The following is a 24706-nucleotide window of genomic DNA, read 5'->3' on the forward strand; positions in this document are numbered from 1 at the left end:
TTGAGCGTTCACAAGGCACGTTAAGGACGCTCCGGCTAATTGACCAATCGTGACTCGGGATGCGAGGTATCGCGAGTGACGATAGGACCCTGTTCCAGATGCTGGATGAACTCGCTGATACGCTCGCGCAGCCAGCGGTGCATCGGGTCGCCGTCGACGCTGCGGTGCCAGAGCATGACCTCACGCATCACCGGAATCTTCACCGGTGGATTGAGGATGCGCAGCGGCAGGTGCTCGGCGTACAACCGCGCCAGGCGCTGGTGCATGGTGGCGATGCGCTGGGTGCCGACCACCAGTTGCGGCAGGGTGTTGAAGTCGTTGGTGATGACTTCGATACGGCGGTTGAAGCCGTATTGGTTCATGAACCACTCTTCGATGCTCAAGTGCCGGGTGCGACCAAACCCCACCGAGACGTGGCCCATGTCCATGTACTGCTCAAGGGTCAGGCTGTCGCCGACCTGGGTGTTGCCGCTCCACACCACGCAGACGTGTTCTTCTTCGAACAGCAGTTTGTGGGGGTGGCCATCGATGATGTAGCGCTCAGGCACGATCATCAGATCGACCTCGCCACGAACCAGCAACTCACCGGAATTGTCCCCCGGGCCGAGCATCTCGAAGGTGATGTTCGGTGCTTCTTGATGGATCTTTTGAATGACCTGGGCGAACAGCACGCTGATCAGATAATCCGAGGTCACGAGGCGGAAGTGGCGCTTGCTGGTGTTGGGATCGAACACCGGTTTGGCGGTAATCGAGGATTGAATCGTCAGCAACACTTCGCGAATCGGTTTGGCAAGCTCCTGGGCGTAGGGCGTGGGCTGCATCTTGCGCCCCACCTGCACCAGCAGCTCGTCTTCGAAATAATTGCGCAAACGCCCGAGTACGCCACTGGTTGCGGACTGCGTCATGTGCAGGCGTTCGGCGGCACGCGTAATGTTTTGCTCTTCGAGCAATATATCGAGTGCCACCAACAGATTGAGATCCAGGTGGTTGAAACGCATCAGGCATGTCCGTTGTTGTATTTATTTTCACGATACATTCCGGTGAATTGATCGTTCCGTCAACCCCGCCGTTACGACCTCATGCCGCGGCCGCAGGTATCGCATTTGCCGATAGGTCGCATCCCCACTCGCGATTAGTCAGCTGCCAGGCCGCACGTCACTCTTCGCCGCAGTCGGACCTCTGGCCGACACCACCACCGGATTCCATGCGCAGCTGATCGGCCTCATCGAGCGTTCGGCAGCAGTCTCCGGATCATAATTTCAATGGAGTGGTAGCCATGAACATCATTGGCCTTGATGCCCTTATTTTTGGCGTCGATGACATCCAAGCTTGTACCGATTGCCTGCGTGACTACGGCCTTGCACCGGTTGACGTCGACAGCCATGGCGGGCGCTTTGAAGCGCTGGACGGTACTGCCGTGATCATTCGCCGCGCAGACGATCCGACCCTGCCGGTTGCCATCGGCCCGGCGCCGTCGATTCGCGAAACCATCTACGGCGTTGCCAGCGCGGCAGACCTCGACGCCATCGAAGACGAGTTGGCGCGGGACCGTCAGGTCACCCGTGACAACGGCGTGCTGCACAGTGTCGACGACATGGGATTTGCAATCGCTTTTCAGGTGACCGTGCGCAAGGCGTACAACGCCCCGAACGACCTGACCAACGCCGCCGGTCACGCACCGCAGCGCCCGTTGAACCAGCCCGGCATCACCCTCGACATGAGTGCGGTGCCACGCACCTTGTCCCACGTGGTGTATTTCGTCCCCGACGCGGCCAAGGCCGAAGCGTTCTATGCCGAACGCCTGGGTTTTCGAACCACGGACACCTTTGTCGGCGCCGGGCCGTTCATGCGCCCTGCGGGTTCCGATGATCACCATTGCCTGTTCATGATCCAGACCCCGCCGCACATGAAGGGTTGCGAGCACTTCACCTTTCACATGGGCAGCGGTACCGAAGTGCTGCTGGCCGGTACGCGTTTCGAGCAAAAGGGCTGGACCAGTTTCTGGGGGCCTGGCCGTCACCTCTTTGGCTCCAACTGGTTCTGGTACTTCAACAGTCCGCTGGGTTGCCACATCGAATACGACGCCGACATGGACAAACACGATGACGCCTGGGAGGCCCGTCGCGCGCCCTTGTCAGCGGATAACTCACAACTGTTCCTGTTCAACTCGAAAGAAAAATGGGCACCCGGCGGCCCGCCACCCAAACAGGGTTGAGTGCGGAGGTCAGCCATGAGCCACAGCGATTTTTCCCTGTGCAGGCTGGACGAATTGGTGGAAGGGCAGGCGCGCGGGTTCGATCCACTGCAGCGCGGAAGGGACAGTGTTTTCGCCTTGGTGTACGAGGGGCAGGTGCGGGTTTATCGCAACAGTTGCCCGCATCTGGACGTGCGCCTGGAGTACCGCAAAGACCGTTTTTTATCCGCCGACGGCCAGTTGATCGTCTGTTACGCCCACGGTGCGCAGTTTCTGCCGGGCACCGGTGAATGCGTCTACGGCCCTTGTCTGGGGCAGAAACTGGAGGCGTTGCCGTGGCGGGTGGAGGAGGGCTGGCTGGTGCTGCAAATGCCCGGTGTGGAGGTCACGACGGCTCAAATTGAGGTATCGCGTTTGGAGATACATCGCATCCCTACTCGCGATTAGTCAAATCCCTGCATTGACGGGAAGCTGAACCTAACGACGCAGTGCCCGGCGCTGCATCGAATCACAAGAATAAAAAGTGAGAAAGCCATGAGTACAGTGAACAAAGTTCTGATCGTGGGCGGTGGTATTGGTGGCTTGTGTGCGGCCATCGCCCTGCGCCGCGAGGGCATTGAAGTCGATCTGATCGAACTCAAGTCAGAGTGGACGGTGTACGGCGTCGGGATCATCCAGCAAAGCAACGTGGTCCGCGAGATGGCCAAGCTGGGTGTGCTGGATGGTTATCTCGATGCGGCATACGCCTTTGAAGACGTCGCCATCTATGGCCCGGCCGGACAGCTGCTGGCGCGCATTCCGGGGCAGCGGCTGGCGGGGCCTGCGTATCCGGCCAACGTCGGTATCTCGCGTCTGGCGCTGCACAAGGTCCTCAGCGAAACGGCGCTGAAACTCGGCGCCAAAGTGCGCCTGGGTCTGAGCGTTGAATCCCTGAACGACACAGGCGACAACGTTGATGTGCTGTTCACGGATGGCAGCAGCGCTGTCTACGACCTGGTGGTCGGCGCTGACGGCCTGTTCTCCAGAGTTCGCGATTTGCTGTTCGGCGACACCTACACGCCTCGCTTCACCGGCCAGTCGGTGTGGCGCTACAACTTCCCGCGCGCTCCACAAATCGATCACCTCGCCAACTACCAGAGTGCCGAAGGCAATGCCGGTCTCGTGCCATTGGCCGGTGACCTGATGTACCTGTTCCTCACGTCCCACGAACCGTCCAACCCGTGGATGGACCCGGCGACGCTGGCCGAGCAGATGCGCCAGCGGTTGCAGGGTTTCACCGGCCTGATCGGTGAACTGCGCGAGCAAATCACCGACAGCAGCCAGGTGGTCTACAAGCCGATGGAAGTGGTTTTCGTCGAAGAGCCCTGGTATCGCGGTCGCGTCCTGTTGATCGGCGACGCTGCCCACGCGACCACGCCGCACCTCGGTCAGGGGGCCGGCATGGCGATTGAAGACGCCATCGTGCTCAGTGAAGAACTGACCCGCGACGGCAGTGTCGAGCAACAGTTGCAGCGCTTCATGGCACGGCGCTTCGAGCGCTGCAAGTTCATCAGCGAAAGCTCGGTGCTGGCCGGCGACAAGGAAATGCAGCACGACCGCGAGTTCGACCGCATCGGCCTGGTCAAGCAGATGCTCGCGCGGACGGCCGAGCCCATCTGATTCACCCACAGCAGTTACCACTATAAAAACAAGAGGTTAACGCGATGGTTAGTTCCACGACTGCGACGCTTGCGCGCCGCCCGGTCTGCACGTCTGCACCCTTTGGTTTCACTCTTGCCGCGGCGTTGGTGCTGTGCAGCCAGGCGGCCCATGCTTTTTCGGTGGAGACCGGCAATCCGGATTTCAAGCTGCGTTGGGATAACACCGTGAAGTACAGCGCCGCCTGGCGCACGCAGAATCCGAGCAGCAAGCTGAGCGAGGGCCAGGTGGCACGCAATCAGGACGACGGCGACCGGGCCTTCAAAAAGGGCCTGATCTCCAACCGCACGGACATCCTCTCCGAGCTGGACATGTCGTTCAAAAACGTGGGCGCCCGCCTGAGTGGCGCTGCCTGGTACGACAGCTCATACCAGCACGACAACGATAACGACGACCCGGCTCGGGCCAACGCCCGTTCCGTGGCCTACGACGAATTTACCGACGACACCCGCCACCTGCATGGCGGCGACGGTGAATTGCTCGATGCGTTCGTGTACTGGAACGGCGAGCTGGCCGATCACGCCACGTCCGTGCGCGCCGGTCGCCACGGCTTGATCTGGGGCGAGAGCCTGTTCTTCGGGGCCAACGGCATTGCCGGTGGCATGGCGCCGGTCGACGTGGTGAAAGCGCAGTCCGTCCCCAACACCCAGTTCAAGGAAATCACCCGTCCGGTCAATCAACTGTCGGGCACGTTTCAACTGACCAACGATGTATCGCTTGGCGCCTTCTACCAGTTGGAATGGGAAGAGACACGCCTGCCGGGTGCCGGCAGTTACTTCTCCACCAGCGACACCATTGGTGAAGGCAACGAACGCTTGATCGTGGGTGCGCCATTTCCGGCCTTCCTCGGTGGCAATCCCGGCAGCCCGGCGGCGTTCTTCCACGGCAATGACAAGGAAGCGAAAAGTTCGGGGCAGGGCGGCCTGCAGTTGAAGTACAGCGCCGAGACGGTCGAGTACGGCCTGTACGCGATCCAGTATCACGACAAGACACCCAAGCTGTATCTCAAGCCTTCCACTGGTGCGCCGAACTTCGGCACTGGCCAGATCGGCGAGTACTACTGGGTGTACCCGGAAGACATTCGCGCCTTCGGCGCCAGTTTTTCCACCACCGTCGACGAATACAGCTTCGCCGGTGAAGCCTCGATGCGCTGGAACATGCCGCTGGTTTCCAACGGTCAAACCGTCCTGCCCGGCGTGGTCGCCGACAACGATGACGATGCCCTCTACGCGGTCGGCCGCACTGCCCACGTCAACCTCAACGTCCTGGCTTCGTTCGGGCCGAACTTCATCGCCAGGGAATCAGGACTGGTCGGTGAGATCGCCTGGAACCGCCTGCTGAATGTCACCAAAAACCGCGCCGCCCTTGACCCCAATGCCACCGATGACGGCCTCGGTTTCAAGGTGGTCTACACCCCGACCTACCGCCAGTTCTTCTCCGGCATCGATATCAGCATTCCGGTCGGCCTCAGTTATTTCCCGCTGGGCAAATCGGCGGTGGTCAGCTCGTTCGGTCCGGACAACGGCGGCGACATGAACATCGGCATCACCGCCACCTACCTGGATCGCGTCACCGCCGGCCTGACCTACACGCATTACTACGGCGCCGAGGACACCAACCTCAACGCGGCCAGCCAGTTCAATTACAAGCAATCGCTGAAAGACCGGGACTACCTGTCTTTCTCCGTCAAGACCACGTTTTAAGAGGACTTGCGCATGACCCATAACAAGAAAACCGGAGCCTTCAAGCTCAAAGCCCTTTGCTTTGCACTGCTGGGTAGCCTGGCCATTGGCAGCCAGATGGCGGGCGCTGCGACGGCGGAAGACGCGGCCCAACTGTCGAAAAACCTGACGCCTTTTGGCGCCGAGCGTGCCGGCAATGCCGACGGCTCCATTCCGGCGTGGGACGGTGGTTACACCAAGGTCGATCCTTCGTTCAAAGAGGGCGGCAAGCGTTCCGACCCGTTTGCCGCAGACAAACCGCTGTTCAGCATCACCTCGAAAAACCTTGCGCAATACGCCGGCAAACTCAGCGATGGCACCAAGGAAATGTTCAAGCGTTTCCCGGACACCTATCGCATCGATGTGTACCAGACCCGTCGCACCGCCGCCGCGCCGCAGTGGGTGTATGACAACACGCTGAAAAACGCCACCCGCGCCAGACTGGTCGACAGCAGCGCCGGCCCCGTCCCCGAAGGCGCCTTTGGCGGTATTCCGTTCCCGGTGCCGAAAAACGGTGCCGAAGCCATGTGGAACCACGTGCTGAATTGGCGCGGGACCTCGCTGTCGATGCATTTTCGTCACTACCTGATGACCGCCGATGGCAAGCCGGTCATGACCACCGATGGCCAGGCCATTCAGGAGATGCCGTATTACTACCAGGACGGATCGCCGGAGACTTTTGACGGTGACTATTGGCTGTTCCGCCTGCTCAACGTCGGGCCACCGTTGCGCGCCGGCGAGCAGATCATGGGCCGTACCAACATCAACGGCGACCTGTCCCAGGCCCACGTTTACCTGACCGGCCAACGCCGGGTACGCAAACTGCCGAATGCCTGCTGCGATACACCGACACCGGCGACTGCCGGGGTGATGTCGTTCGACGAGTTGAGTGTGTTTCAGGGGCGCATGGACCGCTTCAACTGGAAACTGGTGGGCAAGCAGGAGATGTACATCCCCTACAACACCAACAAGGTGCAAGCCGCCGCCAAACCTGAAGACCTGTTCCTCGCCCACCACATGAACCCGGATTACGTGCGTTGGGAATTGCACAGGGTCTGGGTCGTTGAAGCGGACTTGGCGCCGGGCAAGCGTCACCAGTTGCCGAAGGGCCGCTATTACCTCGATGAAGACACCTGGCAAGCCATGTTGGGCGACCGTTGGGATGCCAACGGCCAGTTGGCCAAGACCCTGTGGTCGTTGCCAGCGGTGCTGCCGGACCTGCCGGCACAAGCACAATTGTCTTCCGGTTTTTACGACCTGACCTCCGGCGCCTGGTTTATCCAGAACGTCTACACCGGCCTGCCAGAACAGTACGGCGTGGTGGATCGCTACAAGGCCTCCGAGTTCTCGCCTGCGGCGATGGCGGGTGCCGGGGTTCGTTGAGTCAGACCGGGTCGCGGCTGGCGCAGCGTGATCCGGTATCAAACGGTTTTTCGAGGTCGGTATGAACAGATTCTGTCAGGTGGTTGGTCGGCTGATGTGGTTGATGGCACTGCCTCTGGCGCCGTTGAGCCTGGCGCAGGCCGCTGCGGTGGGCGACGCACTCAATACGCCAGCGATGCTGGCGCCGCAAGCGAAATCCGCGGTGCTGCTGGACCTGGCCCGGGCGGGTGCGCGGCTGGTAGCGGTGGGGGAGCGGGGCATCGTGCTGCTTTCCGATGACAACGGCGTGAGTTGGCGTCAGGCAGCGGTGCCGGTTTCGGTCAGCCTGACCGCCGTGCAGTTTGTCGACGCCGACACAGGCTGGGCCGTGGGGCATGGCGGCGTCGTGCTGGCATCCCGCGACGGTGGTGAACACTGGGTTGTGCAACTGGACGGTTTGCGTGCGGCACAACTTGAGTTGGCGGCCGCCACCGAGCAACGGCTTTCTGCGAGCGATCCGAATGCCGCCGCCGCGCGCGTGCAAACGGCTGAACGGCTTGCCGGTGAGCCTGCAGACAAACCGTTTCTCGCCCTGCAATTCGTCGATGCCCGACACGGCCTGATTGTTGGCGCGTACGGCCTGGCGTTTCGCACCGACGATGGCGGTACTACCTGGCAATCCATCATGGGGCAAATCGATAACCCGATGGGCGCGCACTTGTCGGCCATCGCTCAACAAGGCGAGCACTGGTTCCTGGCTGGCGAGCAGGGTTATCTGGCGCGTTCGACGGATGCCGGCAAGTCATTCACCCAGCTGGAAAGTCCTTACGCGGGCAGTTTTTTCACCCTGAAAATGCGTGATGACGGCGTGCTGCTGGTGGCCGGTTTGAAAGGCAATGCGTTCGCCTCCAGCGACCTTGGCGAGAGCTTCCAGCCCGCGCCGGTTTCCATGCCGGTGTCTTTCAGCGATGCGATTCGCACCGATGACGGCCAGTTGCTGCTGGTCAATCAGAGTGGCGCCTTGTTTCGCACCAACGGCCAGGCCGGTGCACTGCTCCAGCCCTACGGCAAACCGCTCGGCAAGCCCGTTGCCAGTGTTATCCAGGCCGCCGATGGCAGCCTGACGCTGGCTGGTTTTACTGGGTTGACGCGCATCTCGCCGTCAATCGCTACCGCTTCGGAGTGAGGTTATGAAGTCTTTCGACAACGCCACGGAAAGCCTGGCGAATTTCGATCCACGCTCCGGTTCAGTGGTGGAACGCACGCTGTTCAACCACCGCCTGTGGGTGCTGTTGGTGTGTGTGCTGACCACTCTGGTGCTCGGCTATCAAGCCACTCGAATCGAGCTCAATGCCAGCTTCGAAAAGATGATCCCCACCCAGCAGCCCTACATTGCCAACTACCTTGAGCACCAGAAACAGCTCACCGGTTTAGGCAACGCCCTGCGCATTGTGGTAGCCAACCGGCACGGCGATATCTACGACGCTGAGTACCTGAAGACCCTGCAGGCCCTGAGCGACAAACTCTACCTGCTGCCGGGTGTCGACCGGGCCTACATGAAGTCGCTGTGGACACCGGCCACGCGCTGGGTCGCGGTGACTGAAGACGGCCTCGACGGCGGCCCGGTGATTCCCGATGACTACCGCGGCAGTGCCGCCAACCTCGAAGCGCTGCGGCGCAATGTGCAACGCTCCAATGAGCTCGGACAGTTGGTGGCGCTCGACCAGACCTCCAGCATCATCTACGTGCCCTTACTGGCCACCACCCCTGACGGCAAGCCGCTGGATTACGCCGTGTTGTCCGAACAACTGGAGACGCTGCGCAGTACTTATCAAAGCGCCGACATTGATGTTCGCATCATCGGTTTCGCGAAAAAAGTCGGCGACCTGATTGCCGGTCTGAAGCAGATCCTGCTGTTCTTCGCCGTCGCGATCCTGATCACCACCGCCGTGCTGTTCTGGTACACCCGCTGCCTGCGCAGCACCGTGCTGGTGGTGTTGTGCTCGCTGGTGGCGGTGGTCTGGCAACTCGGTTTGCTGCCGTTGCTCGACTACCAACTGGACCCGTATTCAGTGCTGGTGCCGTTCCTGGTATTTGCCATCGGCATGAGCCACGGCGCGCAGAAAATGAACGGCATCATGCAGGACGTCGGCCGTGGCATGCACAGGGTGGTGGCGGCGCGATTTACCTTCCGCCGCCTGTTCCTCGCCGGGCTGACGGCGCTGCTGTGTGATGCCGTGGGTTTTGCGGTGCTGATGCTGATCAAGATCCAGGTCATCCAGGACCTCGCGGTGATCGCCAGCATTGGCGTGGCGGTGTTGATCTTCACCAACCTGATCCTGCTGCCGGTGCTGCTCTCTTATGTGGGCGTTTCACCGCGCGCGGCGCAACTGAGCCTCAAGAGTGAGCAGGCCGAGCAAACCGGTCAGACACGCCATGCCTTTTGGCGTTTTCTCGACCTGTTCACCCATCGTCGCTGGGCCAGCCTGTGCATCGCCATCAGCCTGGCGTTGGCGGCTCTGGGTTTTGTGGTCAGCCTGCAACTGAAAATTGGCGACCTCGACGCCGGGGCGCCGGAGTTGCGCGCGGATTCTCGCTACAACCAGGACGATGCCTATCTGACCCGTCACTACGGCGCCAGCAGCGACCTGTTTGCGGTGATGGTGAAAACCCCGGCCAGCAGTTGCGCCCGCTACGACATCCTCGCCAAGGTCGACGCCCTGGACTGGCAACTGCGTGCCTTGCCGGGCGTGGATTCGACCAACTCGCTGGCGTTGCTCAACCGGCGCATGCTGGTCGGCCTCAGTGAAGGCAATCCGAAGTGGTACGAGCTGCAGAACAATCAGGCGATGCTCAACATGATCACCGCCAGCGCACCACGCGGCCTGTACAACGAAGACTGCAGCCTGTTGACCCTGTACGCCTACCTCACTGACCACAAGGCCGAGACACTGACCCGGCTGGTCGAGCACGTGGAAAAATTTGCCGCCGCGAATAACACCGACGAGGTGCAATTCCTGCTCGCCGCGGGCAATGCCGGCATCGAAGCCGCGACCAATATCGTCGTCAAGCAAGCCAACCGCGAGATGCTCGTCTGGGTCTACGGTGCGGTGATTCTGCTGTGCCTGATCACCTTCCGCTCCTGGCGCGCGACCCTGTGCGCGGTGATTCCGTTGATGCTGACGTCCATCCTCTGCGAAGCCTTGATGGTCTGGCTGAACATCGGTGTGAAAGTCGCCACTCTGCCGGTGATCGCCCTGGGTGTGGGCATCGGTGTCGATTACGCGCTGTACGTGATGAGCATTCTCCTGGGCCATCTGCGCCAAGGGGCAAGCCTGTCGGAAGCGTATTACCGCGCGCTGGTTTCCACCGGCAAGGTGGTGATGTTGACCGGTATTACTTTGGCCATCGGCGTGGCGACCTGGACGTTCTCACCGATCAAGTTCCAGGCCGACATGGGTGTGCTGCTGGCCTTCATGTTTGTCTGGAACATGGTCGGCGCCCTGGTGTTGCTGCCGGCGCTGGCGTACTTCCTGTTACCCGCACGCAGCGAGGTGCAGGGTGCCGTCGTGCCGCTGGCAGTGAACAACCTGGCAGTTTCCGAGACGGCTGTTGTTGCGAACACTCGTCACCTGCGCATCGAGGAGCCGTGCCATGGTCGTTAATGCCTTTGTTGAACCACGCACCCGCCAGGCGGGATGGGCGCAATCGCTGTTGTTGCTGCTCGGCAGCTGTTTGCCGGTGCTGGGGGCGGTGCTGCTGGCCCCGGTGTTGCCGCGGATGCAGGCGCATTTTGCCGACGTGCCCGGCAGTGCCGTGCTGGTGCCTGTGGTGTTGACCTTGCCGGCGTTGATGATCGCCTTGCTGGCGCCATTCGCCGGGGTGATCGCCGATCGCCTCGGCCGCAAACCCTTGTTGCTGGCGAGCATGTTGCTGTACGTCCTCTGCGGCGTGCTGCCGCTCTGGCTCGACTCGCTGCCGGCCATCGTGTTGAGTCGTGCGGGCATTGGATTGGCCGAGGCGGGGATCATGACCTGCTGCACCACGCTGATGGGCGACTACTACAGCGGTGCCAAACGTGAACGTTTGTTTGCCCTGCAGATGGTCGCAACTTCGTTGTCGGCGGCGGTGTTTATCGCGCTGGGTGGGTTCCTGGGTCAGGACGACTGGCGTACGCCGTTCGCGTTGTATGCAGTGGGTCTGATTTTCCTGCCGCTGATGGCCTGGAAGCTGTGGGAGCCGCAGGCTCGTCCACAGCCTGAACTACCCACGCAACCGATGCCGGCAGGCACGTTTCCGTGGCGCGCGCTTGCGCCTCTGTATGGGCTGTCGCTGTTGGCAGGTTTGAGTCTGTTTATCGTGCCGGTGCAGGCCGGATACCTGCTCAACCTGCTGCACGTGGATGCCCCGGAACAAATCGGCATGACCATGGGCGCCAATCAACTGGGGGTGCTGATCGGTGCGCTGAGTTTTCGTTTGTTCAGCGGGATGCGCGGGCAATACATGCTGTTGATCGCCTATGTGCTGGCGGGTATCGGCGGATTGTTGATGGCGGGCGCACTTACCCATGTGCAAGTGGTGGTCGCGGTGACGATCAATGGCCTGGGTATCGGCCTGATGTTGCCGACGCTGATCACCTGGATCATGGCGCAAGTCAATTTTCATCAACGCGGGCGGGCGGCGGGGTGTTTTACCGCGGCCATCTTCGCCGGCGAATTTATCAGCCCCCTGGTGGTTCTCGGCATGACCGGTGGCGTCGTCACCGCGTTACCCCATGCGTTGGCCATTGTCGGTGGCGTGCAACTGTTGGTGGCGGTGTTCTGTCTGGCCGTGCCGCGGCTCGGTGGCTTGTTGCCCCACGCGAATGTTGTTGTCGGTGGCACGACCATCGGCGACGGAAATTGAACGAGGATTTTCCATGCAAGCGCTTCCAGAATTCAAACGAGTGGTCACCGGTCACAATCAGCAAGGCCTGGCGATTGTCGCCAGTAACGGCCCGACGCCGAACGTGTTCCCGTTGTCGTCGGTGCCGGGCACGGTGTTTTATGAACTGTGGAACAGCAGCACCAGCCCGGCTGTGCTCGACAACGCCAGCGACCCCAGCAGCAAACCGTTGCAGCTGAGCCCCGGACCACTGGGCAGTGTGATTCGCGTGGTGGATATCCCGCCCGACAGCGTGCAGAACGCAGTCAGCGCTGAAGATGCCGCGGCAGCATTCGCCGAAATCGGCGAGCCCCATGCCGGTACAGGGCAGGCCAACTCCAGGCATAAATTGATGCACCGCACCGAAACCCTCGACTACGGCATCGTCACCGAGGGAGAAGTGTGGCTGGTGCTGGACGAGGAAGAAGTGCACCTCAAACGCGGCGATGTCGTGGTGCAGCGCGGCACCCATCACGCCTGGAGCAACCGCACCGAAGCGATGGCGCGCATGGTCTTCATCCTTCTCGATGGACGTTTCGCCGCAGAGTTGAGCAATGGCCGGGGAGCATCGGTATGAAACTCGCCACCCTGAAAAACGGCAGTCGTGATGGTCAGCTGGTGGTGGTCTCGCGGGATCACACACGGGCACTGGATGCCAGTTCCGTGGCGACCACCTTGCAGCACGCCATAGAAAACTGGAGCAGTATCGAGCCGCGCTTGCAGGCGTTGTCCCGTCAGTTGAATGCGGGCGAGGCGACGGATGCCTTCGCCTTCGATCCCAGCCAGGCCATGGCGCCGTTGCCTCGCGCTTATCAGTGGTGCGATGGCTCGGCGTTTCTCAGTCACGGTGCGCTGATGCAGAAGGCGTTCAACCTTGAACCCATCGACGGCGTCGAACACACGCCGTTGATGTACCAGGGCGCCGGTGACGATTTCATTGGCCCGCGCGACGACATTGCACTGCCGAGCGAGAGCCAGGGCATCGACTTTGAAGGCGAGTTCGTGGTGCTGGTGGATGATGTGCCGATGGGCTGCGACGCGCAAAAAGCGTTGCAGCACATCAAGTTGATCCTGCAAATCAATGACGTCAGTTTGCGCGCTTTGGCCCCACGGGAAATGCGCACGGGTTTTGGCTTCTTGCAGGCCAAACCTTCATCCAGCTTTGCGCCGCTGGCCATTACCCCGGACGAGTTGGGCGATGCCTGGCGCGATGGCCGTGTGCATTTGCCTTTGCAGGTGCACTGGAATGGCCAATGGTTTGGGGAGCCCCATGGCGGGCAAATGAATTTCGGTTTCGGCCAGTTGATCGCCCACGCCGCGCTGACTCGCCGGCTGCGCGCGGGCACGCTGATCGGGTCCGGTACGGTCTCGAATGCCGAGCGCAGTGCGGGTTCGGCCTGCATTGCCGAGCGTCGCGCCATCGAAATGATCGAGCACGGCGCCGCGCAAACCGGCTTCATGCGCTTTGGTGATCGCGTGCACATGGACGTCCTGGATAGCGACGGCCAGTCGCTGTTCGGCGCCATCGATCAACGTGTCGTTCAGGCTCAAGGCTGAGGACCGCTCTATGCGTGTGTTGATTACCGGAGCCAATGGTTTTGTCGGACGAGAGCTGGTGCGTTGCCTGCTGGCGCGGGGCAATTTGCGCGGCCAGAACATTGGTTCGTTGTTGGTGCTGGACAGGGACTTGCAAGGCTTGCCGGAGGACGCGCGTCTGCGTCGTCATTTTGGCAGCGTGACCGATCCGGCGTTGATGCGTCGGGTGTTGGCCGACGGCATCGACGTGGTGTTCCATTTGGTCAGCATTCCCGGTGGCGCGGCTGAAGAGCAGTACGAACTCGGCTATCAGGTCAATCTGCTGGCCAGCCTTGAACTGCTCAACCAACTGCGCAACAAAAGCCAGCCACCGGTTTTGGTGTATGCCAGCAGCGTTGCGGTGTATGGCGGTCATCTGCCGGAACGAATGAGCGAGGCTGCCGAACTGCGCCCCGAATTGTCCTACGGCACGCACAAGGCCATGGTCGAAAGCGCCGTCAGTGACCTTGCCCGGCGCGGCGATGTGGATGGTCGTGCGTTACGCCTGCCGGGCATTGTCGCTCGACCCCGTGAGCCCAATGGCCTGCGCTCGGCATTCATGAGCGACCTGATGCGCGCTTTTGCCGAGGGCGTACCTTATCAATGCCCGGTCTCGCCAGAGGCGACGGCCTGGTGGATGTCGGCGCGCTGCTGTGTGAACAACCTGATCCACGCTGCGGAGCTCGATGGCGCCTCGTTGGGCGCTCAACGGGTGTGGCAGTTGCCGGTCCTGCATTTGTCCATCGCCCAGGTGGTCGACGCATTGGCCGAGCGCTATGGGCAGGACCGCCGCACGCTGCTCAGTTATGCGCCGGACGCAGGACTGCAAGCGTTGTTCGCACAGATGCCACCACTGAAAACGCCGCAAGCGCGTGCCGCCGGTTTCAATCATGACCGCAACGCGGCCGCGCTGGTTCGAAATTCCCTCAACCCCTCGGCCCCCCGACACTTGCCGCTGACCGGAGAGACCTTACATGTCACTGCCAACCAAGCCTAAACGTCGTCTCGTCGACCTCTCGGTCACCCTCGACAACAACCCCTACACCGATCCGCCGCCGTTGCTGCCAAAGATCGATTACATGGATCACCAGCAAGGCTGGCCGGAAATGGCCGCGATGTTTCCGGGTTTGCAACTCGAACAGATGCCGGGCAACGAATCCTGGGCGGCCGAGCGGCTGCACATCACCACCCACAGCGGCACGCACATGGATGCGCCCTGGCATTACGCCTCGACCACCGACGGTGGTCAGCCAGCGTTTGGCATCGACGAGTTACCGCTGGACTGGTGCTTGCAACCGGGGGTCAAGCTGGATTTCCGGCACATGGCGGACGGTCACGTGGTGACTGCCGATGAGATCGAAGCCGAATTGACGCGCATCGGTCATGAGTTACAGCCGCTGGACATCGTTCTGATTAACACCCGTGCCGGTGCGTTGTTCGGGCAACCGGGTTACCTGGATGCCGGCGTCGGCATCGGTCGTGAAGCCACGATGTATTTGCTGGAGCGTGGAGTGCGGGTCGTCGGTACCGATGCCTGGAGCTGGGACGCACCGTTCAAGTACACCCGTGAGCGTTTTGCCGCCAACGGCGATGCCTCGATCATTTGGGAAGGGCACAAGGCCGGGCGCGATATCGGTTATGGGCAAATGGAAAAACTTGCCAACCTGGAATCGCTGCCGGCCAGTGGATTCGTGGTGTCGTGTTTCCCCTACAAGATCAAGCACGCATCGGCGGGGTTTGTTCGCGCGGTGGCAATATTCGAAGAGTAAGCCGCGTGCGGGAAAGCCGACAAACAATCCCTCTAGTAAAACAATAAGAGAGAACACATGCCTCTTTTGCGTCTGCCTCAAACGTTACTCGCGACCCTGCTCGCCATGGGCAGCGGTCTGGCCATGGCGGCCAGCGCCGGCTCGACACCGCCCAATATCCTGTTGATCGTCGCCGATGACCTGGGGTACTCGGACCTTGGCAGCTATGGCGGCGATATCAGTACACCCACCCTGGATCAACTGGCCAAGGAGGGTTTGCAATTCACCCATATGTACGCCGCGCCGACCTGTTCGATCACACGCTCGATGTTGATGTCCGGCACCGACAACCACCTCGCCGGACTCGGCACCATGGCTGAAGCCCTGCAACCGTTTCAACGGGGCAAGCCGGGTTACGAGGGCTATCTGAACCAGCGTTCCTACTCGATTGCCGAACTGCTGAAACAGGGCGGCTACAGCACCCTCATGGTCGGCAAATGGCACCTGGGCCTGGAGGCGGATCAAGGCCCGGACCAGCGCGGCTTCCAGCAGTCTTTCACGTTGCTGGAGGGTGGTGCGCCGCACTTCAAACCCTCCAGTCTCGACCCGGCGAAGATCGAGCAGGTGCACTACCGCGAAAACGGCAAGGCCGTGGAGTTGCCGGAGGATTTCTATTCCTCGGACTTCTACACCGACAAACTGATCAGCTACCTGCAAAACAGCAAAAAGGACGGCAAGCCGTTTTTTGCCTACGCGGCGTTCACTTCGCCGCACTGGCCGCTGCAAGCGCCCAAGGCGTATCTGGACAAGTACAAGGGACGCTTCGATCAGGGATACGACAGCGTACGTCTGGCGCGGATCGAGCGGATGAAAAGCCTCGGCCTCATGGCCAGCGATGCCCAGCCTGCGAAGCCGCTGCCGGTGAACCCCAAGTTGCCGGGATGGGAGCAGTTGAGCCCTGAGCAGCAGCGTGTCGAAGCGCGGAAGATGGAAATCTACGCCGCCATGGTCGACAACCTCGACCACAACATTGGCCGCCTGGTCGACTACCTGCGTCAAAGCGGGCAGTACGACAACACGCTGATCGTGTTCATGTCGGACAACGGCGCGGCGGGGGAGAATCACGCCCGGTTCTATCCGCCGGGCGCGCGTACCGACAATCGTTACGCCAACCTCGGGCAAAAGGGCTCACAGATCGACTACGGCTTGCGCTGGGCCGAAGTCAGCGCGGCACCGTTCCACCTGTTCAAAGGCACCACCGCCGAAGGCGGCATCAGCGTGCCGGCGATTGTCCATCTGCCCAGGGCACTGCGTCGTCAGGGTGTGGAACGCGGCGTTGCACGGGTCGATGACCTGGCGCCGACCTTTCTCGAACTGGCGGGTATCGCATTGCCAACCGCTGTCGATAAACACCCGATCACCGGCAAATCGATGCTGCCAATGCTCGCCGGTAAAGGTAGCCCACACGCCACCGACAGCCTGGCCGGAGAGCTGTTCGGCAATGCGTACTATCGCGAAGGCAATCTCAAACTGCTGGGCATGCGACCCCAGGCAGGGTTTGGCGATAACGCGCAGCCGCTGCAATGGCAATTGTTCGACGTGGCGCAGGATCGCGGTGAAACCACCGACCTGGCGGCCGCTCAACCGCAGACGGTACAGCGGTTGAAGGCCGCGTGGCTGAAGTATGCGCAGCAGGTGGGGGTTGTGTTTCCCGCACATTAATCCTGATTCGGATTGAAGCGCACGCACACTCAACCAGTGTGCGTGCGTTGTGCATTCAACAGCTGGACTGGCGCAGTTGCTCGATGATGCGGCGGGCGCGATTGGCACCGACATCAACGTGTATGTCGATCATCGGGCGCGCGCCGAACCGGCACATGTTCTGGTACTGGGCTTCGATGACTTCCTTGTCTTCGTCGAAGGTCAATACCGTTTGCTCAACGACCTTGGCTTTGATGACTTCAGGATCGCTTTCGGGGTTGGTGGCAATGGTCCAGAAGTAATGAGTGGTGGTTTCGGTCTCTGGCGTGACCCCGTGGAAGCCGCGCATATGGAATCCACCGCGATCAGGGTCATTGAGGTCATCCGTGCCGGCATTCACTGCACCGGTCCAGATGCGCAGATGACTGACGTGAAATTCGATTTCCTGCCAACGGTCAACGGTGCCTTTGAAGGGGTAGGCGGCGGTGTAGGTGGGGGGTGGCACAGAGTCCGGCATGTGGCGCACGACCCGCACCACGTCACCTTCGCTTTCCACACTCATCCGGGCATTCATGTGGATGCTGGCGTTGCCGCCGATGGTGCGCAGGTGGACATAGCCCAGATGGCTCAGGTCCATGAGGTTGTCGTGAATCAGCTGATAGGGCGCGTTGTAGTGGTACACGCTGCCGTCGAACAAATACTTGCCGCTGCTGTGCACAGAGTAGGTCGGCGGTTCGCAGTTCGGCTCGGGGTGAGCCTCGCTGCCAAACCAGATCCACACGATCTGATCCTGCTCGCGTACGTGATACGCGGGGACTTTGGCCTTGCTGGGAATCTTGTCCTGGCCAGGGATTTCGATGCATTTGCCGCGTTCGTCGAACAGCAGGCCATGGTATCCACAGCGAATGCCCGTTGCTTCGAGCGTGCCGTTCGACAGTGGCAGTGCCCTGTGGCAGCAGCGATCTTCCAGCGCGGCGACTTCGCCGCTGGTTTTGCGAAACAGCACGACAGGCTTATTGAGCAGTGTCCGGCCCACGGGTTTGTCCTTCAACTCCCAACCCAGCGCAGCGACGTACCACTGGTTCAAGGGAAAGTCAGGCAAGGCAGGTGCTGGAATTTCTTCGGCAAGCGTTTGGATGTTCATGGTGTTCTCCAGGTTTTATCTTGTTGTTCGATTCAGAGATCAAGAACCAGGCGTGAGGATTTGGCGCGAGAGCAGCACGGGGTAAAGCGGTCGTTTGCGGCGTGTTCGGCCACTGTCAGAAACTGGTCCCGGTGCTCGGGAATGCCGCTCAGTACGCGGGTTACGCAGGTGCCGCAGACGCCTTGTTCGCAGGATGACTCGATCTCTATGCCGGCCTCGTCCAGCACTTCGAACACCGTGCGTTCGGCCGGAATCTGAAACACCCGGCCACTGCGTGCCAGCTCGACTTCGAAGGGCGTATTGGCGCTTTGATCGACAGGGTCGGCGGCGAAGAACTCTTTATGAACGCGGTCCTGCGACCAGCCGGCGTTCTGCGCAGCATCGAGGATGTAGTTCATGAAACCGCCGGGACCGCATACATAAAGATGGGTGCCTGCGTCTGGTGTGGCGAGCAAGGCTGGCGCGTCCAGCTTCTGGATTGGCGAACCGCTGTCGTCATGAAGCTTTATGCGATCGGCGAAAGGGGTTTGTGCAAGCATCGCCACAAACGCCGCGCGGTCGCTTGATCGAAAGCAGTAATGCAACTCGAAGTCGGCTTCCAGGTGCGATAGCTCATAGGCCATGGCCAGCATCGGCGTGATACCGATACCGCCGCCAAACAACAGATGGCGGCTGGCTGAGTGATCCAGCGGGAAAAGGTTGCGAGGATGGCTGATGCTGAGCGTTTGCCCCGACCGTATTTGCTCGTGCATGGCCCTGGAGCCGCCTCGGGATTGCGGGTCCTTGAGCACGCTGATCAGGTAGCGGTGTCGTTCCCTGGGATCATTGCACAAGGAGTACTGCCGGGTGAGGCCGTCGGCAATGTGAATGTCGATGTGGGCGCCGGCTTCGAACGCGGGCAGCGTGCTGCCATCCACGGCAGATAATTCGAAACTGCAGATGCCTTCGGCTTCGTCTGCTTTGCGGGTGACGTTGACTTGAAGCATGACTTGTCCCTCCACACTGAAGTGGCTGCTGAAAAATACGGATCAAAGCTTTGGCGGCAGGAGGGGTCAGCCGGGCGCTTGTTTGTGGAGGGCGATCGAATTGAAAGGGTTCATGACCAAGACCTGATAATTATTTTTATGAGTCAGGGCGACGACATATCATGCAAGTCATCACCCGTGACGTTCGGCAGAGAAATCCTCCGATTATTTAGTTGCGGTGTCAACCAATATTCAAGTCCTTGCCGATCCAAGGTGTTCGTTCAATGTCCGCAGAATCCCAGCTGAACCTCACTCGCTACGTCCCCGCACTGCTGAATTTCTTGTCCAACAAGCTTTCTTCCGGGGCATCGCAGTGCTATCGCAAGCATTTCGGCATCGGTGTGGTCGAGTGGCGAATGCTCTCGATGCTCGCCGTGGAAAATGACATCACCGCCAATCGAATCTGTCAGACGATCGGGCTCGACAAGAGCGCGGTCAGCCGTTCACTGCAGTCGCTGGAAGCGGCAGGGCACATTCGCAGCCAGGTCGATTCAAAGGACGCCCGGCGTTACACCGTCAGCCTGACTGACAGCGGAAAAGCGCTACACGGTCGGGTGCTCAAGGTGGCGCTGGAACGCGAACGGCGGCTGCTCAGCGGGCTCTCTGCCGCGGAAGTGGACACCCTGATCGAACTGTTGGGCCGCCTGCATGCGCAGGTATCCAACGTGAACGACTATGATCCGGTAGACGCTTGAACCTGCGCATCGATGCCTGATATGGCGTCGGTCGCTGCACATTTCGATCATTAAGTTGTCAGTTTCGGTCATTGAGCGTCCGCTGGACTGCTCATAGGCTGTATCCCATGACAGAGGGGCGCCAAAGAGCGCCCACATTTATCCGTGATCGCTCGTTGTGGAGTTACCGATGACCGCCGCTCATTACCCGCACCTGTTGGCCCCGCTGGACCTGGGTTTTACCACGTTGCGCAATCGCACCCTGATGGGCTCGATGCACACCGGGCTTGAAGAAAAACCAGGTGGTTTCGAGCGCATGGCGGCGTACTTCGCCGAACGTGCCCGGGGTGGGGTTGGCCTGATGGTCACGGGTGGTATCGGCCCGAACGACGAGGGCGGTGTGTACTCTGGCGCCGCCAAGCTGACCACCGAGGAAGAAGCGCTCAAGCATCAGATCGTCACCCGCGCGGTGCACGAGGCGGGCGGCAAGATCTGCATGCAGATTCTCCATGCCGGTCGCTACGCCTACAGCCCGAAGCAGGTCGCGCCAAGCGCCATCCAGGCACCGATCAACCCGTTCAAGCCTAAAGAGCTGGACGAGGAAGGCATCGAGAAGCAGATCCGCGACTTCGTCACCTGTTCGACCCTGGCGCAACAGGCCGAGTACGACGGCGTCGAGATCATGGGGTCCGAAGGTTATTTCATTAACCAGTTCCTCGCCGCCCACACCAACCACCGTACTGACCGTTGGGGCGGCAGCTACGAAAACCGCATGCGCCTGCCGGTGGAAATCGTGCGCCGGGTGCGTGAAGCGGTGGGGCCGAATTTCATCATCATTTTCCGTCTGTCGATGCTCGATCTGGTCGAGGGCGGCAGTACCTGGGATGAAATCGTGTTGTTGGCCAAGGCCATCGAACAGGCCGGTGCGACGATTATCAACACCGGTATCGGCTGGCACGAAGCGCGGATTCCGACCATCGCCACCAAGGTGCCGCGTGCGGCATTCAGCAAGGTCACGGCCAAGCTGCGTGGTTCGGTGAACATTCCGCTGATCACCACCAACCGCATCAACACCCCGGAAGTGGCGGAGCAGATTCTGGCTGATGGCGATGCCGACATGGTCTCCATGGCGCGCCCGTTCCTCGCCGACCCGGACTTCGTCAACAAGGCGGCTGAAGGCCGCGCTGATGAAATCAACACCTGCATCGGTTGCAATCAGGCGTGCCTGGATCACACCTTCGGCGGCAAGCTGACCAGTTGCCTGGTCAACCCTCGCGCCTGCCACGAAACCGAGCTCAACTACGTGCCGGTCAAGCAGATCAAGAAAATCGCTGTGGTCGGTGCCGGTCCTGCGGGCCTGTCCGCCGCGACCGTGGCGGCCGAGCGCGGCCATCAGGTGACGCTGTTCGATTCGGCCAGCGAGATCGGCGGTCAGTTCAACGTGGCCAAGCGTGTGCCGGGCAAGGAAGAGTTCTTTGAGACCTTGCGTTATTTCGGCCGCAAACTGCAGACCACCAACGTCGAGGTATGCCTGAACACTCGCGTGGACGTGGCGAAACTGGTCGAGGGCGGTTTCGACGAGATCATTCTGGCGACCGGCATCGCGCCAAGAACCCCGGCAATTCCGGGCGTTGAGAACGCCAAGGTCTTGAGCTACCTGGACGTGCTTCTGCAGCGTAAACCGGTAGGCAAGCGCGTCGCGGTGATCGGCGCTGGCGGCATCGGCTTCGACGTCTCGGAATTCCTGGTGCATCAGGGGCAGGCCACCAGCCTGAATCGCGATGAGTTCTGGAAAGAGTGGGGCATCGACACGCACCTGGAAGCACGCGGCGGTGTGGCCGGCATCAAGGCCGCGCCTCATGCACCGGCCCGTGAAGTGTTCCTGCTGCAACGCAAGAAGTCCAAGGTCGGCGACGGCCTGGGCAAGACCACCGGCTGGATCCACCGCACCGGTCTGAAGAACAAACAGGTGCAAATGCTCAACAGCGTCGAATACCTGAAGATCGACGACGAAGGCCTGCACATTCGCATCGGCGAAACCGGCGAGCCGCAAGTATTGCCGGTGGACAACATCGTGATCTGCGCCGGGCAGGACCCACTGCGCGAATTGCAGGATGGCCTGGTAGCGGCGGGGCAAAACGTGCACTTGATCGGCGGCGCGGATGTCGCGGCCGAGCTGGATGCCAAGCGCGCGATCAATCAGGGCTCACGGTTGGCTGCCGAGTTGTAATCCACCCAATAGCGGTGGCGAGGGAGCAAGCCCCTCGCCACCGTTTGATTGCTAAGATGCCGGAACTTCATCCGGAACCGGCATTGATGCTTTTTTCTCCCAACGACAGGCTCCCCCAAGCCCCCCTCGAACCCCTGTCGCTCGACTGGCTCACAATGGCCGACGTCGAAGTCGCCCTCTTGCGTCTGGACCAGATCGACCCACTGATCAGCGGCAACAAATGGTTCAAGCTGATCGAACATTTCAACGTCGCTGAACGATCGGGCGCCAATGGCATCATCAGCCTCGGCGGGGCGCACTCTAATCATCTGCATGCACTGGCGGCGGCCGGCAAGCGATTCGGGTTTTCCACGGTGGGCCTGTTGCGTGGGCACCCTCAGGAAACACCCACGGTAAAGGACTTGCAGGCGTTCGGCATGCAACTGCACTGGCTCGGTTATGGCGGTTATCGGGCACGACATGAAGCGGGTTTCTGGTTGCCGTGGAAAGCCCGGTACCCGGACCTGCACCCCGTGCCCGAGGGTGGCGGGGGGTTACTTGGCGCGCGTGGCTGCATGCAGCTCAAGGATCAGGTTCGCGAGCACTTGAGCGGCCTGGGCTGGAGCGACTACGACGGTTGGTGGCTGGCCTGCGGGACCGGTACGACGCTGGCGGGACTGGTGCTTGCCGAAGCGGGCGAACGACCGGTTTACGGGGCGTTGGCGGTGCCGGATGACCATGGCGTGGCGCAGCAGGTCGACAGTATTGTGACGCAAGCGGGGATTATTGATTCGGCCTATGAGCTGATCGATGCCTGCCGTGGCGGCTTTGCCAGGGTTGATCCGCTGTTACTCGAATTCATCGAACAGGCCGAAAGTGCCAGCGGCGTTCCTCTTGAGCCGCTGTACACCGGCAAGGCGTTGCTGGCGCTCAGGCAGCAGGTCGAAGCTGGCAGATTCAAAAAGGGCACACGCCTGATCTTCGTTCATACCGGCGGCTTGCAGGGGCGGCGGGGGTTCAATTCTCAACCCTGAATATTGTCATCAGTCCTGTAGGCGCGAGCCTGCTCGCGCCTACAGGGGCCACACTTCAGGTTCGGGTTACCCGTTTTGGCATCATCCGCAACAAGGTGTTATCACCCACCACATAATGGTGATAAAGCCCGGCCACGGTATGCAGGCCGATCAGCCAGTAGCCGATGGTGCCACCGAGTTCGTGCCAGTCTTGGAGCTCTTTGGCCAGTTCCTTGTTCTCGCTGATCAACAGCGGCAAGTCGAAACCGTAGAACATCACTTGTTTGCCTTTGGCACTGGTGACCAGCCAGCCAAAAATCGGCATGGCGATCATGAAAATGTACAGCGCCCAGTGCATCAGCCTGGCCAGCGTTAATTGCCAACGCGGCGAGGCCGGGAGGATTTGCGGAGCCGGGCCGAGGCTGCGTGCGAACAAGCGCAACCAGACCAATACGAACACAGTCAGGCCCAGCATGAAGTGGGATTCAACAATCAGCGTTCGCCCGCCGCTGCCCTTGGGAAAGAGGCCGCGCAATTCGATGCAGGCATAAACCAGTGCCAGCAGGACCAGCATTAACCAGTGCAACGCGATTGACACGGTGCTATAGCGCGAAGCGGAGCTTTTCCACGGCATACGGTGTTCCTCAGGGGCTCGGTTTAAAGGTACCGTTCTTGATCGACGGTATGCCTGAACTGTAATCCTGTTTCAGAGGATTTACCTGAGGCTCATGGACGCAGCTTGCATTGTTCAGCTAATTGACAACAAATCGCATCGCCCCCTGTAGGAGCCGCTTGCGGTAGCTCCTGCAGGGGGCGGTGTTGTCAGCCAATCAGTGGGTTTGCGGCATCTCGCCTTTGGCCAGCCGCTTGTTGATGTCGGCGATCACTTGCGGCAAGTCGGTGATGGTATCGATCATGTAGTGCGGACGCGAACCTTCGAACAGCGCGTGAATGCGTTTGCGCTCGCTGGCCAGTTCATCGCTGCCGAGCGCGCGATAACCCTCGTAGTCCAGGCCCAGTGCGTTGCCCGAGCAGATCAGCGCCACGGTCCACATCCCGGCACGACGGCCTTCGAGAATGCCCGGCACGGTGTCATCGATCTTCACGCAGGCCGCGACGTCGTCGATGCCCAGGGCAATCACGTTGGCCAGTGCCTGGGCCGGCCATGGGCGGCCATTCGGCACTTCGTCGGTGGCGACCACGTGGTCGGCGATGTAACCGTTGGTGGCGGCCAGTTCGACGACTTTGTCCATGACTTGCTTGGGATAGCCGGAGCAGGAGCCGATCTTGATGCCCTGTTCGCGCAGGTTGGCAATGGTGTCCAGAGCGCCGGGGATCAGCGCCGAGTGCTCGGCGATTTTCTCGATCTGCAGCGGCATGAAACGCTGGTAGATGGCGGTCACGTCATCGTCGGTCGGCGTACGGCCGAAGACTTTGCGATAGCGCTCGGCGACTTGCGGTTGATCGCACAGGGTGCGGATGTGATCCCACTTGCCCATGCCCATCGGGCCACGGGCTTCTTCGATGGAGACCTGGACATCGAACTCGGCGAAGGCTTCGACGAAGATCTGCGTCGGGGCAAAGGAACCGAAATCGACGACGGTGCCAGCCCAGTCGAGGATGGCGGCTTGCAGTTTGCTTGGGTTGGTGTAGTTCATGGCAAATGTATTCCTGTAAGAACATGGGAATCAGGCGTTCGATTACCTGTGTGAGCGGCTT

21 protein-coding genes are annotated in these 24706 nt (G+C 60.8%); 16 read left to right on the top strand and 5 right to left on the bottom strand.

The features are described from left to right. Positions 1-35 precede the first annotated feature (35 nt). A complete protein-coding gene (locus M5G20_RS13030; protein ID WP_273919399.1) occupies positions 36-998 on the bottom strand; it encodes a LysR family transcriptional regulator in 963 nt (320 codons plus the stop codon). 278 nt (positions 999-1276) lie between these two features. Here M5G20_RS13030 and M5G20_RS13035 point away from each other — a divergent pair, with 278 nt between their 5' ends. From M5G20_RS13035 to M5G20_RS13095, 13 genes are all read left to right on the top strand, one after another. After that, positions 1277-2215, top strand: a complete 939-nt coding sequence (locus M5G20_RS13035) for a VOC family protein (protein ID WP_273919400.1) — start codon at positions 1277-1279, stop codon at positions 2213-2215. A gap of 15 nt (positions 2216-2230) precedes the next feature. Next, complete coding sequence (locus M5G20_RS13040) at positions 2231-2641, top strand: Rieske (2Fe-2S) protein (RefSeq protein WP_273919401.1); 411 nt, start codon at positions 2231-2233, stop codon at positions 2639-2641. Between the two features lie 87 nt (positions 2642-2728). Further along, a complete protein-coding gene (locus M5G20_RS13045) occupies positions 2729-3853 on the top strand; it encodes an FAD-dependent oxidoreductase (protein WP_273919402.1) in 1125 nt (374 codons plus the stop codon). Between the two features lie 44 nt (positions 3854-3897). Next, on the top strand, positions 3898-5595 hold the full coding sequence (locus M5G20_RS13050; RefSeq protein ID WP_273919403.1) for a DUF1302 domain-containing protein: 1698 nt from the start codon (positions 3898-3900) through the stop codon (positions 5593-5595). Between the two features lie 12 nt (positions 5596-5607). Then, positions 5608-6996: a DUF1329 domain-containing protein gene (locus M5G20_RS13055; protein ID WP_273919404.1), complete on the top strand. Its 1389-nt coding sequence runs from the start codon at positions 5608-5610 to the stop codon at positions 6994-6996. Between the two features lie 61 nt (positions 6997-7057). Beyond that, a complete protein-coding gene (locus tag M5G20_RS13060) occupies positions 7058-8161 on the top strand; it encodes a WD40/YVTN/BNR-like repeat-containing protein (protein ID WP_273919405.1) in 1104 nt (367 codons plus the stop codon). A gap of 4 nt (positions 8162-8165) precedes the next feature. Next, positions 8166-10640: an efflux RND transporter permease subunit gene (locus M5G20_RS13065; RefSeq protein ID WP_273919406.1), complete on the top strand. Its 2475-nt coding sequence runs from the start codon at positions 8166-8168 to the stop codon at positions 10638-10640. Then, complete coding sequence (locus M5G20_RS13070; RefSeq protein ID WP_273919407.1) at positions 10630-11880, top strand: MFS transporter; 1251 nt, start codon at positions 10630-10632, stop codon at positions 11878-11880. Before M5G20_RS13065 ends, M5G20_RS13070 begins: the two co-directional genes overlap by 11 nt. Before the next feature lie 13 nt (positions 11881-11893). Continuing rightward, a complete protein-coding gene (locus M5G20_RS13075) occupies positions 11894-12475 on the top strand; it encodes a cupin domain-containing protein (protein ID WP_273919408.1) in 582 nt (193 codons plus the stop codon). Beyond that, positions 12472-13455 (top strand): fumarylacetoacetate hydrolase family protein, encoded by a 984-nt coding sequence (locus M5G20_RS13080; RefSeq protein ID WP_273919409.1) that lies wholly within the window; start codon positions 12472-12474, stop codon positions 13453-13455. Before M5G20_RS13075 ends, M5G20_RS13080 begins: the two co-directional genes overlap by 4 nt. Before the next feature lie 10 nt (positions 13456-13465). Then, positions 13466-14470 carry an NAD-dependent epimerase/dehydratase family protein gene (locus tag M5G20_RS13085; RefSeq protein ID WP_273919410.1) on the top strand — a complete coding sequence of 335 codons (1005 nt, stop codon included), beginning with the start codon at positions 13466-13468 and terminating at the stop codon, positions 14468-14470. Further along, positions 14448-15242, top strand: a complete 795-nt coding sequence (locus M5G20_RS13090; protein ID WP_150736293.1) for a cyclase family protein — start codon at positions 14448-14450, stop codon at positions 15240-15242. Before M5G20_RS13085 ends, M5G20_RS13090 begins: the two co-directional genes overlap by 23 nt. 57 nt (positions 15243-15299) lie before the next feature. Beyond that, complete coding sequence (locus M5G20_RS13095) at positions 15300-16943, top strand: arylsulfatase (RefSeq protein WP_273919411.1); 1644 nt, start codon at positions 15300-15302, stop codon at positions 16941-16943. Between the two features lie 55 nt (positions 16944-16998). On the opposite strand, the gene M5G20_RS13100 is transcribed toward M5G20_RS13095, so the two are convergent. Then, complete coding sequence (locus M5G20_RS13100; RefSeq protein WP_273919412.1) at positions 16999-18066, bottom strand: aromatic ring-hydroxylating dioxygenase subunit alpha; 1068 nt, start codon at positions 18064-18066, stop codon at positions 16999-17001. 32 nt (positions 18067-18098) lie between these two features. Continuing rightward, positions 18099-19052 carry a PDR/VanB family oxidoreductase gene (locus M5G20_RS13105; protein ID WP_273919413.1) on the bottom strand — a complete coding sequence of 318 codons (954 nt, stop codon included), beginning with the start codon at positions 19050-19052 and terminating at the stop codon, positions 18099-18101. A 263-nt stretch (positions 19053-19315) separates the two neighbouring features. On the opposite strand from M5G20_RS13105, the gene M5G20_RS13110 reads away from it, so the two are divergent. The 3 genes from M5G20_RS13110 (at position 19316) to M5G20_RS13120 (ending at position 23008) form a co-directional block, all read left to right on the top strand. Beyond that, entirely contained in the window at positions 19316-19786 is a 471-nt protein-coding gene (locus tag M5G20_RS13110; RefSeq protein WP_150735244.1) for a MarR family winged helix-turn-helix transcriptional regulator, read from the top strand. Between the two features lie 169 nt (positions 19787-19955). Beyond that, positions 19956-21995, top strand: coding sequence for an oxidoreductase (locus M5G20_RS13115; protein WP_273919414.1), 2040 nt, complete (start codon positions 19956-19958; stop codon positions 21993-21995). An 86-nt stretch (positions 21996-22081) separates the two neighbouring features. Further along, the gene (locus tag M5G20_RS13120) at positions 22082-23008 is read left to right on the top strand and encodes a 1-aminocyclopropane-1-carboxylate deaminase/D-cysteine desulfhydrase (protein ID WP_273919415.1); all 927 of its coding nucleotides are present in this window, start codon (positions 22082-22084) and stop codon (positions 23006-23008) included. 55 nt (positions 23009-23063) lie between these two features. On the opposite strand, the gene M5G20_RS13125 is transcribed toward M5G20_RS13120, so the two are convergent. Then, on the bottom strand, positions 23064-23621 hold the full coding sequence (locus M5G20_RS13125; RefSeq protein WP_273919416.1) for a cytochrome b: 558 nt from the start codon (positions 23619-23621) through the stop codon (positions 23064-23066). A gap of 196 nt (positions 23622-23817) precedes the next feature. Continuing rightward, on the bottom strand, positions 23818-24645 hold the full coding sequence (gene phnX / locus M5G20_RS13130) for a phosphonoacetaldehyde hydrolase (RefSeq protein ID WP_273919417.1): 828 nt from the start codon (positions 24643-24645) through the stop codon (positions 23818-23820). Positions 24646-24706 lie beyond the last annotated feature (61 nt).

The organism is Pseudomonas sp. TNT2022 ID1044 (genome assembly GCF_028656895.1).
Classification (GTDB): Bacteria; Pseudomonadota; Gammaproteobacteria; order Pseudomonadales; family Pseudomonadaceae; genus Aquipseudomonas; species Aquipseudomonas reinekei.